The 14,939-nt window shown below is 45.7% G+C and carries 9 protein-coding genes; 3 read left to right on the forward strand and 6 right to left on the reverse strand.

The annotated features are described in order from the left end of the window. Positions 1-51: 51 nt before the first annotated feature. The 3 genes from HMPREF2794_RS19310 (at position 52) to HMPREF2794_RS19320 (ending at position 2,601) form a co-directional block, all read left to right on the forward strand. Complete coding sequence (locus tag HMPREF2794_RS19310; protein ID WP_008767390.1) at positions 52-969, forward strand: YitT family protein; 918 nt, start codon at positions 52-54, stop codon at positions 967-969. A 46-nt stretch (positions 970-1,015) separates the two neighbouring features. Next, positions 1,016-1,597: a non-canonical purine NTP diphosphatase gene (locus HMPREF2794_RS19315; protein WP_010535902.1), complete on the forward strand. Its 582-nt coding sequence runs from the start codon at positions 1,016-1,018 to the stop codon at positions 1,595-1,597. 161 nt (positions 1,598-1,758) lie between these two features. Then, positions 1,759-2,601, forward strand: coding sequence for an OmpA/MotB family protein (locus HMPREF2794_RS19320; RefSeq protein ID WP_022301324.1), 843 nt, complete (start codon positions 1,759-1,761; stop codon positions 2,599-2,601). A gap of 139 nt (positions 2,602-2,740) precedes the next feature. Here the strand turns inward: HMPREF2794_RS19320 and HMPREF2794_RS19325 are convergent, their stop codons facing one another. The 6 genes from HMPREF2794_RS19325 to HMPREF2794_RS19350 are packed head-to-tail and all read right to left on the reverse strand — an operon-like array spanning position 2,741 to position 14,922. After that, positions 2,741-4,186 carry a glycoside hydrolase family 30 protein gene (locus HMPREF2794_RS19325; RefSeq protein WP_070752489.1) on the reverse strand — a complete coding sequence of 482 codons (1,446 nt, stop codon included), beginning with the start codon at positions 4,184-4,186 and terminating at the stop codon, positions 2,741-2,743. A gap of 9 nt (positions 4,187-4,195) precedes the next feature. Further along, positions 4,196-6,466 carry a glycoside hydrolase family 3 N-terminal domain-containing protein gene (locus HMPREF2794_RS19330; protein ID WP_070752280.1) on the reverse strand — a complete coding sequence of 757 codons (2,271 nt, stop codon included), beginning with the start codon at positions 6,464-6,466 and terminating at the stop codon, positions 4,196-4,198. Positions 6,467-6,517: 51 nt separating this feature from the next. Next, positions 6,518-8,725 carry a GH92 family glycosyl hydrolase gene (locus tag HMPREF2794_RS19335; protein WP_070752281.1) on the reverse strand — a complete coding sequence of 736 codons (2,208 nt, stop codon included), beginning with the start codon at positions 8,723-8,725 and terminating at the stop codon, positions 6,518-6,520. A 40-nt stretch (positions 8,726-8,765) separates the two neighbouring features. Then, entirely contained in the window at positions 8,766-10,922 is a 2,157-nt protein-coding gene (locus HMPREF2794_RS19340) for an alpha-galactosidase (RefSeq protein WP_022301322.1), read from the reverse strand. A 24-nt stretch (positions 10,923-10,946) separates the two neighbouring features. Continuing rightward, a complete protein-coding gene (locus HMPREF2794_RS19345; protein WP_029425146.1) occupies positions 10,947-12,893 on the reverse strand; it encodes a sialate O-acetylesterase in 1,947 nt (648 codons plus the stop codon). Positions 12,894-12,900: 7 nt separating this feature from the next. Next, positions 12,901-14,922 (reverse strand): alpha-galactosidase, encoded by a 2,022-nt coding sequence (locus tag HMPREF2794_RS19350; protein WP_070752283.1) that lies wholly within the window; start codon positions 14,920-14,922, stop codon positions 12,901-12,903. Between the last annotated feature and the right edge of the window lie 17 nt (positions 14,923-14,939).

The following is a 14,939-nucleotide window of genomic DNA, read 5'->3' on the forward strand; positions in this document are numbered from 1 at the left end:
GAATCTTAATACAAGTTCGCACTATACAGATTTAACCAATAATAAACCAAAATGCGCAAACCAGCAAAGGCGGAAATAATGAGAGAGGTGAAAGATTATATCTACATTACTCTCGGATTGATAAGTTATGCTTTGGGATGGGCGGCGTTCTTGCTACCCTACCAGATAACGACAGGAGGTACTACCGGTATCGGGGCTATCATTTATTACGCAACAGGATTTCCTATCCAGTGGTCGTACTTTATTATCAATGCAGTTCTGATGACATTCGCTATCAAGATATTAGGTCCGCGATTCAGCATAAAGACTACTTACGCTATTTTCATGCTGACCTTCTTGCTGTGGATATTCCAAGTGCTGGTAAATAACTACATACAGACACCTGATATGTCTGCTGACGGGAAACCTCTGCTGCTTGGCAGCGGACAGGACTTTATGGCCTGTATCATCGGTGCGGCTATGTGCGGTGTAGGCCTGGGCATTACTTTCAATTATAACGGAAGTACCGGAGGAACGGATATTATCGCCGCTATTGTCAATAAATACAAAGACGTATCGCTGGGAAGAATGATCATGATTTGTGATGTATTCATCATCAGCTCCTGTTACTTTGTATTCCATGACTGGCGCCGGGTAATCTTCGGTTTCGTCACCCTGTTCATCATCGGTGTCGTGCTCGACTGGATTATCAACAGTGCCCGCCAATCCGTCCAGTTCTTTATCTTCTCCAAGAAGTATGACGAAATAGCCGACCGTATCATCAAAGATACAGACCGCGGAGTAACGGTACTCAACGGCACCGGATGGTATAGCAAAAACGACGTAAAAGTACTGGTCGTACTGGCCAAAAGGCGTCAGTCGCTGGATATCTTCCGACTGGTAAAACGTATCGACCCGAACGCTTTCATCTCACAGAGTTCTGTCATTGGTGTATATGGCGAAGGATTCGATCAGTTGAAAGTGAAATAAACAGGTGAATGAATCCGGATAATTCCGCTAAAACAAGAATAAGACAATGAAACGCAAGCTTGTATTTGCTACTAACAATGCTCATAAACTCGAAGAAGTAGCCGCTATCCTCGGGAATCAGATAGAACTGCTCAGCCTGAATGATATCGACTGTCACACGGACATTCCCGAAACAGCCGAAACACTGGAAGGAAATGCCTTACTGAAATCCTCTTTTATCTACAAAAACTATCATCTGGATTGCTTTGCCGATGACACCGGACTGGAAGTGGAAGCACTGAACGGGGCACCCGGGGTATACTCTGCCCGTTATGCCGAAGGCGAGGGACACGATGCTCAGGCGAATATGCGCAAGCTGCTTCACGAACTGGAAGGAAAAGAGAACCGGAAAGCACAATTCCGTACTGCCATTTCGCTGATTTTAGATGGAAAGGAATATCTCTTTGAAGGAGTGATAAAAGGAGAAATCATCCAAGAAAAACGTGGGGATTCCGGCTTTGGTTATGATCCGATATTCAAACCCGAAGGCTACCAACAGACTTTTGCCGAGCTGGGAAACGAAATAAAGAATAAGATCAGTCACCGTGCACTGGCTGTACAGAAACTTTGTGAGTTTCTGCAACGCTGATTTCCCTGCATTATCCGGGAGGCTGCATAACTTGGCATGAAGTAACTTTCAACAAGTAACAGCATCCAAAGTATTTCTTTACCATATGATACAGAGTTTAATAAAAGATTTTTTGTAATCTTCGCAAGAATATTATTTCTTTGCAAAAAAAATAAAGCGTCATGAAGAAAATTGCATTATTTACTCTCCTTACCTTATTATTGTGTACTTCGTGTGTAACGAAAAAGAAGTTCATGATGACAGAAGCCGCACGTATGGCAAGTATCGATAGCTTGCAGAGCCTGCTGACCGATTGCCGTAATACAGGCGACCAGATGTCGGCACAGATCAAGAAGCTCCTGCGTGATACGACACAGATGGGAAACAGTATCCGCCAGTATCAGAGCATGCTCAGCACTAACATGACCGAACAGGAAAAACTGAATGCCTTGTTGAGTCAGAAGAAAAACGAACTCAGCGAAAGAGAACGCACCATCAACGAGCTACAGGACATGATTAATGCCCAGAACGAGAAAGTGAAGCAACTGCTGAACAGTGTGAAAGACGCCTTACTGGGCTTTAGCACTGAAGAGCTGACCGTTCGCGAGAAAGACGGCAAAGTGTATGTAGCGATGTCGGATAAACTGCTGTTCCAGTCAGGAAGCGCCCGTTTGGACAAACGCGGTGAAGAAGCGCTCGGCAAGTTGGCGGAAGTACTGAATAAGCAAACCGACATTGATGTATTTATTGAAGGCCACACCGACAATAAGCCGATCAACACGGTACAGTTCAAAGATAACTGGGATTTAAGTGTAATCCGTGCTACTTCTGTAGTACGTATCCTGATTAAGAATTACGGTGTAAATCCTTTGCAGATACAGCCCAGTGGCCGTGGCGAATATATGCCTGTTGACGACAATGAAACAGCAGAAGGAAGAAGCAAGAACCGCCGTACGGAAATCATTATGGCTCCGAAGTTGGATAAGCTGTTCCAGATGTTACAGACTTCCGAAGAGGCAAAATAAATATTATTTAGGCACGGATTACACGGATGAACACGGTTTTAAGAGATTGAGTATCTAAAAACCGTGTTCATCCGTGTAATCCGTACCTATTTTTTTATAATTCGGTTCGTCCCGTGCGGACGAATACCTTTTTTACCTGTTAATCCACCTTTATCGTATTCAGACAATTGGCTTTCGTAAAGAACCGGAATGACGTGCCTTTCAGCTTTACCGTCACCGTCTTATCCTTGCCTTCCTTCTCCATATACAACAACACGGTACTTCCATCAGGATTTTCGAATGCCAGTATCTCTTTGGCAGAACCTTCCACCGGACGATAGACAGCACCCGGCAACACAAAATGACTGATATGTTTCATCAGATAATACTCATAAGTAAATCTGAACGTTCTTGATTCAGGGTTCACCACCACCAATGAGTTTTGCCTCCATCCCCAACGACTGATTCCTCCTTCTTCAAGGGAAACATTCCAATAATTGTATATCGAAATACCATTGTCCATATAGTGTTTAAGCAAATCCCATGAATGGAGCATGCCGTTCCAGTCGTTGTGTCCGTCACCACATTCCTGCTCAGTCTGCATCAGTTTCATCTTTGGATAATGCCTTCTCACTTCCTTCACCGCATCCTTTCCTGCCCACTGAAAACCGACTGCCTTGACGTACTTCTTCGCGTTAGAATCCTGCAATATGGTGTCTACCAACAGATAGTTTGCACGCTCCATGGTACCGAACATGACATCCACATTAAGCTTCTTCATCTCAGGTCCCAGATAATCGCCGACAAAGGAAGCTAATCCTTGTGCCGTCCAGCAGCAACTGGGAAAAATCTGTGCCGAGTTGAACTCATTCTGAGGCATTACACCAAAGATGTCAATCCCTGCCTTTCTGTAAGCCTTAATAAACTTCGAGAAATACAGCGCGTATGCTTTCAGATATTCGGGCTTCAGAATAAACATATCCATTCCTTCCCTTCCCGCACGGTCAGCCGGAAGTCCATTGTCAAACTTCGTATTCTTCAACGAAGGATCACACACGGCACTTGCATAATGTTTGTTATGCTTCATCCAGGAAGGAGGGCACCAAGGTGATGCCCAAACCTTTATATCAGCATTCTGAAGTTGTGCGCTCTTTATAAACGGTATCAGAGTCTCTGTATCGTTTTGTATCGAGAAATTCTTCATCTTAAAGTCACCGTTATTCTCATTGTACGAATACCAGTCACGGGAGAAATCGTTTGCTCCTATCGGCATCCGGCAAATAGTGAAATTGGCTCCATAATTCGGAAAAAAAAGCTCTTTCATTATTGACTCGCGGTCAGCGGAAGGCAACAATCCAAGTGACACCCAGCCCAGTTCATTAAAACATGCCCCGAATCCTTCGATTGTCTGCCCTTTGCCATTTGATACGCTTGCCTCCTCCTGAGTTTCGCCATTCATTGCCTTTGTCCGGTCTGTTACCTCTACCCAGCTGTCAATAGGCGAAGTCACAATTTGCCGGTACGTAACCTTCGGTTGTCCCCATGTACTCATTCCCCCCAGAGAGAGGGCAATGAGCACGAAGATATGTTTGTATTTTAACTCCATAAACAGCAACTATTTAACTACAATAGTATTCTTGAAATGAATCCTGTCCGACGAACTGCCGACCTGTATCTCAAACTCTCCCGGTTCTACCACTTTTCTCATATATGCATTGTAAAAAGCCAGTTCGGAAATAGGCAGTTCCAGTGAAACCATTGTTTTTTCTCCCGGTTTAAGGTTGATTTTCTTGAATGCCTTCAATTGCTGGATAGGAGTAGAAATAGAACTGACCATGTCGCGTACATATAGCTGAACGACTTCCTGACCTTCCCGTTTTCCGGTATTTTCCACTTCTACATTCACCATCAGTTTTCCTTTATCAGAGAAGATGGAATCACTCAATGTACAGGTGTTATATTTGAAATCGGTATAGCTCAGACCATATCCGAAGTTGTACAAGGCATGCGGTTTCTCAAAGATATAGTGTCCCTTAGGATCATCCGGCGAACCACCCTGGTCAAACCATTGCTCACGGTCAGTGGGATAATAATTATAATAACAAGGAGTATTACCTGTACTTCTGGGAAAGGATATATTTAAACGTCCCGAAGGATTTACTTTTCCCAGCAGAATCTCAGCCATTGAGTTACCTTGTTGCTCACCCGCGTAGAATTGCACCAATATAGCATCTGCATTTTCCTTTGCCCACGAAAGAACCAACGGTTTACCGGTAATCAGAACTACAATCATAGGTTTGCCTGTTGCCTTCACAGCTTTCATCAGTTCCAGCTGCTTGCCCGGAAGCTCCAATGAAGATAAATCAAACCCTTCACCCGAAGTTACTTTATGATCCTTTGCATTACGCCCCAGCCAATAACTGCGCGTACCCACTGCCACAATTGCCAGATCACTCTTTTCCACCATCTTCACCGCATCGGTAATACCCTCTTCATTCTGGCTCCACCAGTCACAGCCGTCCACATGGTTGACCGTTACTTTCTTGCCGAATACATTTTTGATACCTTCATACAAAGATACACATTCGCGATCTTCCGGATTCACCCATGCATAATCTCCGGCAACTCCATGATCTCCGTTCGGTCCTACCACAGCGATCGATTTGTATTTGGACAAGTCCAACGGCAATATATTATTCTTGTTTTCTAACAATACGGCACTTTCATCCGCTACCTTCTTGGCCAGTTCCACATGTTGCTTGTTACGAACGACCTTGCTGACACTCTTCGGATCACCATAAGGATCGTCAAACAGGCCCAGTTTAAACTTAGCCGTCAAAATACGACGAACGGCACGGTCGATATACATCACATCCAGCTGACCTTTCTCCACCTGACCTTGCAAGGTTTCATACGCCGCGTCCCAAACGTCTATATCAATACCAGCCGTCAGAGCCATTTTAGCAGCAGCTTCGGTGCTGGGAGCTGCCATATGGAATGTTTTCAGACGGTCGACAGAACCCCAGTCAGAATATGCAAAACCTTTAAAGCCCAGTTCTCCACGCAGGATATCGGTCATAAAGTAGGAAGAACCCGTCACAGGGATTCCGTCATAAGCGCTATAGCAACTCATGACCGCAACCGGATCGGCTTCTTTGATGACACGAGCGAAAGGATACATATACAAATTACGCAATTCACGCTCACCACCGGCTACGAAAGCACTGTTCAGTCCGCCTGTAGGCGTACCGTGTGCAACGAAATGCTTGGGCATACATCCTACTCCATTCTTCTGGAAACCGCGAACGAAACCGATCCCCATTTCAGATATAAGGTAAGGATCTTCTCCGAAAGTCTCTTCCACACGTCCCCAGCGCAACTCGCGCGCAATGTCCAACACCGGAGACAAGACCTGACGAATCCCCATCACACGTGCTTCTGCCGCTTCGGCTTCCGTCATCTGGCAGATCAAGTCGGGATTCCATGTGCTCCCCTGTGCGATAGCTTGTGGGAATATAGTACATCCGTTCTGCAAAATACCATGAATACCTTCTGCCGAAGTCAGGATAGGAATACCCAGACGGGTCTCGTTTGCCATATATTCATGTATCTTCTGGTATAAATCGGCGGCTTGCTGAGCCGATATATTCATCTCGTGAGCAGTGCCGAAGCTTTCCCCATTATATGTACCTCCAATATTATTGATATCCCAAGTACAACGCTGCTGCAACTGCCCTACCTTCTCGCGCAAGGTCATCCGGCGCAATAAATCTTCAACACGATCTTCGATCGGAGCATTCTTATCTTTATAAATCGGTCGGTCATCGGCCCAAACTACCGAAACGCCCAGACACAAGGCTAAAACTGTCAATTTAATGATTCGCATGTTTATCTGAATTTATTTGAATACAAAAACGATTTCTTTTTTATTCTCTGTTTACTTTCCCCAGCCGGACGGTTTCTTTCCCATCTTAAAGACCATCGTACCACCGTTCATTATATCCTGGTGAGTGATGAAAAAATCTTTATGTTTCTTTCCATTCAAAGTTACCGACTGAATGTAGATATCTTCGGGAGACTTACGGATGGTCCGGATATGAAAATCCTTATTTCCTGCCAGTTTCAAAGTACACTCATCCAGAAGCGGAGAGCCGATGATATACCGACCGTCGGCAGGATTGACCGGATAGAATCCCATCGCACTGAATACGTACCATGCAGACATCTGACCGCAGTCATCATTTCCGGCATATCCCGAGGATGTATTGTTATACAACGTATTCAGAATATGGCTGACATACTTCTGAGTCTTCCACGGCTGACCTGCAAAGTTATAGAGATAAGCTACGTGATGGCTGGGCTCATTGCCATGTGCATATTGTCCCACAAATCCCGAAGCGTTATGATTCATCTGTTCGCTCTTATAATTGGAAGTAAAGAACGTATCCAGCTTTTGCTCAAAGGCCTTCGTTCCGCCTGTCAGTTCCATCAAAGCCTGAATATTGTGCGGGACATACCAGAAATACTGCCATGCATTTCCTTCGGTGAACGGATGGCCGCCATTTCCACCGTACTGATAAGGATCGAAAGGTTCGATCCATTCTCCCTTGTCATTCTTGGACTGGAAGAACTTCGTTTTCGGATGGAAAAGGTTACGATAATACTCAGAACGTTTATGGAATCGCTCATAATCAGCATCCTTATTCAGTTTCTCAGCCAGTTGTGCGACACACCAGTCATCGAAAGCCTGTTCCAAAGTGATGGAAACCGATTGAGTCTGAATATTTTCAGGCATAAAGCCATACTTCTCCCACACTTCAAAAGGAGAGTTGGGATGTGAGGTTACCGAACTGTTATACACCGCTTCATAGGCTTTTTCCACATCAATCCCGGGAATGCCTTTTAGGATGGCATCAGTAATCACAGGGATGGAATGGTTGCCGATCATACAGTAATTATCCTGCCCCCATAATTGCCAGATAGGCAGGTAACCGTAGTATTCATACTGGCGTATCATGCTCTTCACGAAGTCAGTCACCCGTTCGGGTTCCAGCAGGGTATAGAGAGGATGGGAGGCACGGAAAGTATCCCACAGGGAGAATGTGGTATAATGAGTTTCATTGTCGCCCACTTTACGGGCTGTATAGTCAGCAGCCATGTATTCGCCATTCACGTCAGACATGATATTAGGCTGTATCATCGTGTGGTAAAGAGCCGTATAGAATATCTCTTTCTGGACTTCCGTACCTTTTATTTCAATCTTTCCCAGTTGCTTTTCCCAATCGGCATCCGCAGCAGCCATATAGCGGTCGAAGTCCCAGTGCGGAGCTTCCTGTTCCATGTTCTGACGGGCATTCTCCATAGAGACGGACGAAAGGGCTACCTTACACGTCAGCGGCTTTCCATTCAGCTTGCCGAAACGGAAGCAGCCATGAAGATTAGTGCCGTTGACCACTGCTGTGTTTTCATGGACACGTCCGCCATCTCTCAAGGTAGAAGTAAGGATAGGGCTTGAAAACTCCATATAGAAATAGATTTTACGCAGTTTCGCCCATCCGGTAATGATACGGTAACCTTCCACTGCATGATCATTCAGAATACGGATCTGAGCATTGATAATCCGGCGTCCCCAACTACCTTTATCTGCCGAATGATCCATATCCAGTATAACTTCCGCATCTTTACCGGCGGGGTATTGATAGCGGTGAATACCGTTTCTCTGAGTAGTGGTCAGTTCTACATTGATATTCTCATCCTTCAGCATTACCTGATAATAACCGGGGCTGGCTTTCTCCTCGTCATGGGTGAATGTGGAAGAGGTGCGTCCGCTACTGGTCGGCATCAATGTAACGTCGATCAGGTCCGAAGCTCCCGTACCACTCAGACGGGTATGGCTAAAGCCCAAAATGGTACTCCGGTTATAGTCATACCCGGAAGCATCGCCCCAGTTGGGCGCTTCACTGGTGTCCGGAGAAAGTTGTATCATACCAAACGGTGAGGTTGCCCCCGGATAATTATTACCCGAGAGTCCCCCATCGATGGTCCCAGTTCCAATAAATGGATTTACATATTTAGTGATTTCCCCTGCCTGCAATGTAGCGAGAGTCAATGAAAATGCACATACACTTAAAAGTAATTTCTTCATGGTTCGTGGTGTTTTTATAAGCTATGTTTCCTATATGCTTTTATTCTGCTGTTATTTCAATGAGACGGCTGTTCAGTTGCTGTGTCGTGAAAAGATCCAGTCCGACATTCATCAGATATTCTCCGGAGAAAACCTGATCGTTGCCTTTGAGTGAAGAATTGCTGCCCGGCATCATATTGATTTCTTTCACACGATACATTTTGTTGATATCCAATCCTTGCAGGCGGACAGGCAATGTCTTTTCGGCATAGCGCGGATGGATGTCGAACGCAAATACAGCAGCCGTTTTCTTGTCTTTTCCTACAAACATGGAAGAGGTATGATTGCTTCCGTAAGGAGAAACGAGACGATACATATCGCCTTCCAAAATGACCGGTTTCAGGCGATTGTAGTTCTTCACAGCCTGATCGCAGTACAGATGTTCATTCTGGTTCATATCCTCCAGTTTGATGTCGAAACCTAACTTGCACATCATGGCCACATCGGTACGGAACTTGATGCTGGTTCCACGATTCCAGGTAGTGACGTGGGCACACAGCGTCTTACTCGGGAATACCTGCGAGTACCCCCATTGTATAAACAGGCGCTCGATAGGATCGGTATTGTCGCTCGGCCAGAACTCTGTGAAATACTTCAATGCTTCATAATCGGAGCGTCCGCCGCCACCGGCACACAGCATCATCGGAAGATCGGGATATTTAGCCTTGATCCTATCCAATACCTTGTAGAGTCCACGCACATAATCGATATACAGATGAGACTGCTTATCTTTCAGATACACCGAATAGATATTGGTTATCGGACTGTTGCAGTCCCACTTAAAGAAGGCGATGCCGGGATATTTAGTCATCAGGTTATCGACCACGCCAAATACATGATCCTGTACCTTCGGGTTACTGAGGTCGAGTACCATCTGGTTACGGAAGTAATATTCGTCACGGTTGGGCAGGTGAATCACCCAGTCCTTATGTTTCTCGTAAAGCTCGCTTTTCGGATTCACCATTTCCGGCTCTATCCATATACCGAACTTGATACCTTTCTTATGCGCCTCTTCCACGAGACGTCCTACTCCGTTCGGCAGTTTACCGGCAGTTTCTTCCCAGTCGCCCAGACCCTGATGGTCACTGCTACGGGGATACTTGTTGGCAAACCAGCCATCATCCAGCAAGAACATGTCTACCCCCAGTTTGGTAGCCTCATCCATCAGACCGATCAGTTTGTTTTCATCAAAATCGAAATAGGTAGATTCCCAGTTATTAAGTAAAGTCATACGTGTTTCGTTCCCTTTCTTCACCTGGTGATTGCGCGCCCAGTCATGGAAGCTACGGCTTGCCTCTCCTTTTCCCTGCGTGCTGTACGTGAAATAAAAGTCCGGAGTGCGGAACACTTCCTTTGCGGGCAGACTGTATTCCGAGTCATACGGATTGATTCCGCTGATTATACGCAGTTCGTTCTTGTTGTCTACTTCGAAAGTAAAACGGAAGTTGCCAGTCCATCCGATGGTTCCTACCAATACTTCTCCGGCATTTTCCTGCGAAGGATTATCAAGAGCCAGTTGGAAGAAAGGGGAAACAAACATATTGGCGCGTGCACCCAACTTGGTATCGATTACTTTCTTACCGAAGGCAAGCTCTCTTTCAGTCACATTGGCCTCGTGTGCCCAGTCACCGGAAAACTCGGTCAGGAAATACTTGCTACTGTTCAGGTGAAGCATCGAAGAAGCATACTTACTAAGTATGACAGGCTTCTTCTCTTCGTGGCTGATTTCAGTGAATGTACGGATAATATTCTCTTTGTCATAAGCTACATAATGCAGCTTTACGGTAACAGGATATTTATCATCTTTAAGGGTAATCACCGTCTCGTTGATTCCGTTGCCGGTGTTATTGCTCGAATGATCTACGTATTTCAACAGCAGTGAAGAGTTGTAGTCGTTATGGCGTATGTGAATAGCCGGTTCAAAGTAATCTTCCATACCATGAGTCAGATATGCCTCGGTTCCTTGTGGCAGATACTGGATATCAGAGTCGTGGTGAAGCTTTTTGCCTAAGTATTTCTGATACAGACGTCCGTTATCAGCTACCTGATAGATAAGGCTGGTCCGTTCAGTTTCTATTTTGATAAGCGGCTTGTCAGAAGCCTGCAAAAGAGAAAAAGAACTCAAAAGAAAAAAAAGTAAGAATGCTTTTAATTTCATTGTGTACATTATTATGGTTTATATTTATTCTCTGGTACGGAACGGAGGGACGGGAAGCCCGCTCTTGCCATATAGGTTGCAGACCGGATTATCTGCCCACGCGTAGCAGGCTGCCGTCGGTATTTCTATCCGGTCGGACTGCAGAATGACTTCTTTTCCGCGAATGGTAGCCTGTGCCGGAACAAATTTTCCGTCCGGACCTGCCAGTATAAAGCCTTTCGGCTCACCTTCCCTAGCTACAATTTCCTGATCGAAGCTAAGAATCAGCGTACGTCCCGAAATACGGTATCCCTGATAAGCGGGAACTTCGTACGTACCTTTGTTGTAAGTCTTTGCCAATGCCGCTTGCGCCAGTCGTCTTCCTACCTCCTGCTTGTTCTTCGGGTGGATATCATAATCTTCACCAAGATCGATAGCGCATGCCATACCTGTATTGGGCAAATGCAGCGCATGTGCCTGCGCATCACGGAGAGCCGCCCATTTAGAGTCCGGCTGCACTTCTTCCGGTTTCAGATAATTGGCCAACTGCACAAAGTAGAACGGAAAATCCTGCTTCCATGCTCTTCTCCAGTCTGTAATCATTGACTGGAACAGTACTCTGTATTGTTCATCAAATCCTACGTTATTCTCTCCCTGATACCAGATAGCTCCTTTGATAGGAAAGACTGTAAAAGGGTGTATCATTGCATTGTAAAGTACAGTTGGGTAGCAGGATGTCGGCCATCCGGTTCCTTCGGGAGACAAAGGTCTGGAAGGTGCACCAGTCATCGACACACCGATATGATAGTTCCAGTTGCCTGCCAGGGAAATCTTTTTGCCGTTCGCTTCCATGTACATCTGCCGGGGTTCTCCGTGTATACCGCCTTCGCCGCCATAATCGATGGCACGTATGGTGATCACTCCTCTGCCTGCCTTTGCCAATGCTGCGGGAATCTGATAAGCACGCACCGTATTACATCCCGATGTTCTTCCGATTTCCTTACCGTTAAAGTAAGTAATATCATCATCGTCGATCATGGCCAGATGGAAGGTAATCTCCTTACCGTTCCAGTCAGCAGGTATTTCCACTTCTTTCTGGAACCAGACGGTACCGTCAACATTCAGTCCGCGAGTTTCCCAATAGGCGGGCAGTTCCATCGGTTTCCATTCATTCCCAGTCTGAAGGGCTGATATCCATTGTGGAGTTCCGTCTTTTAATCCGGGGTCCTTAGCATCAAACTGCTGAAGCCATTCGTCCATTTCCCGGTGATAAAGTTCGACAAGCTTCTCTCTCCGGAAACCTGCGCTTTCCATTTCGGCCATCTTTTTCTGGAATCCCATGACCTGCTTCAATGTCTGATGACTTGTCCACGATTCGGCAGGTGTCCCACCCCACGTACAGTCAATCACCCCGACAGGTATATTCAGCTCTTTCCACAATTTACGGGCATAGAAATAAGCAACAGAAGAAAATTCCGGCACAGTAGCGGAACTACATTCCTGCCAGCCGTTCATATTCATTTCTACGTTTTCCTGCGGAGAGAAAGCTACGGTTTTCTTCACTTGCAACAGGCGGATAGAGGGATAGTCAGCATCTGCCACTTCCTGCTCGTAGTTCATTACTTTTCCCCATCCGGCAACAGGCATTTCCATATTCGACTGTCCGGAACAGATCCATACTTCGCCCGACAGGACGTTGTTCAACACCAGTTTCTCCCCATCCGAGACAGTTATCTGATAAGGTCCTCCGGCAGACGGAGTCGGGACTTCTATCGTAAAATGACCGTCGGCTGCCGCTTGGGTCGTATATTTTTCATTATTCCAGCTCACCTTTACGGTCACCTGTTTACCGGCCTTCGCTTTTCCCGGTAAAGTCAGCCGGCTGTTTTGCTGAATGACCATATTATCGGTAAAAAATGAGGGTAGTGTAACCTTAGCCTGCGCAAAGGCCGCCACACATAACGATAAGAGTGTTAATTGGTATTTTTTCATTTTTCGGTTATTTAAATTCAAATAATTGCACATCTTTAGAGGGTACAGTTACTTCGAGCTGTCCTTCGGCAGAAGTCTCGTTGCCGCTCCATAATTCTTTCACCTGATAGCTGCGTGCTTTATCCAGCCCTATTCTTTCCAATGAGAGCGTAGTAGTCTGTTCCTGATCCGAATAGTTGAATACCGCACAATGGAAACGACCGTCAGGAGTCTGTCTTACAAAGATATGTTCCGACTTTTCCCCGTTTCCTTCTACCGGACGGAACACTTCTCCTGTTGCCACAGCATTTACCTCCGGATTCGTCAGGTATTTCTGTGACTTCTCTTTACCGTCTTTTCCCCCGCCTGCACTGAAATCATCTCCTGTAATGTAAATGCCGGTAATGACACCCGAAGTAATACGGGCACGGTTTTCCCCGTCAGTGGCATCTCTCAGCACGATATGATCGGCATCATTATATTGGTAGATATACTTCTGCCACCAGCCGTATGAAAGAGCATTCAATGTATATTCGGTATCCTTGATCTGATTCCAGGCATCACAGGCTATTCTGCGTGATTGCGCATACTGGGCAGGGAAGACAGGAGAAATGGACAGGTTGATATACATATCGCCAAAGTACTGGTTGAGCAACTTCATGCCATAATTATATCCTTGTATACCTGTCTTGATTTCGGGATTATACCATCTGTCGGCTTCCATTGCACCGTGTGTCATAAAGTCCATCTTTACATACTCAAATCCGGCACGGTGGAATAAACCGGAAGTCTTTTTCATCATAGCCTCCACTGCCGGATGCGTAGGGTCGACCGCATAAGCGCCATCCAGCTCCTGCGGCTTTCCGTTGGCATAGAGATAGATATCTTTGTACTTATATTCCGGTGCGGCATCCACCGTCCGTTCCGGGTCGCGTGCCCAGTCGGTGAACGGAGTCCAGTAGATACCACCGATCTGCCCGTTCGACTTACACTTTTCGATAAAGGATTTCAGCTGTTCTTCATTCATACAGTCCCAACCGGAATCCAGACCGATATAAACAGTCTGGTCGGGGTTTACGAAATGATTATTTTGCAGATTCTCCTTGAAGTAGTCGGAGACTTCCATCGCTTTCTCATACGTCAGGTTGAATTGTAATGCCCCCCAGCTGTTCCAACCAAATGGAACAGCTTTCTCCCATGCTTTGGGAGGGGCAATTACAGCGTTGGCTTTCGCATACGCTTCCAGTCCATCGCACCAATTTTCAAAGAAACCCAAAAAAACTTTAGGGGATTTAATCTTTTTACCTACTAATGCACCGTGAACTTTCACATCACGGGTCTGCTCATCTGCTATGCCCCCAAAACATACCAGCGAACCTATATTATCATTCATTCCCTTGCCTATCGAAACAGCTGTTTTCCAGTTGTCATGTTCTACGGAACCGATTACCAGGCCGTTCCGGCTTTCATTATTGAATATGGCTGTTACTTCATAACTAACCAACGTATCGAAACCAAGCGGATGAGACTGATATCTGATCCATTTGTCATTGTCGAACGGAACAAAAAGGGCACGGTTGTCACCTGCCTGCAAGAATCCGGAAATGGAATCGACATTGACCGGAGCCATTTTGGCGGAACTGATTTCCTCTTTCGCTTCTACCGTGAAGTCGGTCAGTATATATTCTTTATCCGGATAAAGATAGAAATACTGGGTCAGTTCAGGAAGTTCCTTATCCGTGTATTCTACCTTATATATATGTCCCTTCCCGAAAGAATCGGATACTTTGCCCGTACTGATTTTATGGCGGGCATAATCACTCGTCTTTATTTCCCTCCCTTCCCATTGATAGGAAGCATACATTCCGTTACAAATATTTTTTGACTTATAGGTGAGTGATATACCACCTTCCTGATCGTCATAAGTTATATTCCATACATCGGTAGAGAACGTTCCGCCTCCACCCGCACAGTTAGAAAAGAAAAGAAACAGAAGAAGCATCAGGGATACTCCGGACATTTTTTGTAGTAGCAGCTTTTGGTTTTTCATATGGTATAATATTCTAG

Origin of the sequence: Bacteroides sp. HMSC067B03 (assembly GCF_001811315.1) — a bacterium.
Classification (GTDB): domain Bacteria; phylum Bacteroidota; class Bacteroidia; order Bacteroidales; family Bacteroidaceae; genus Bacteroides; species Bacteroides faecis.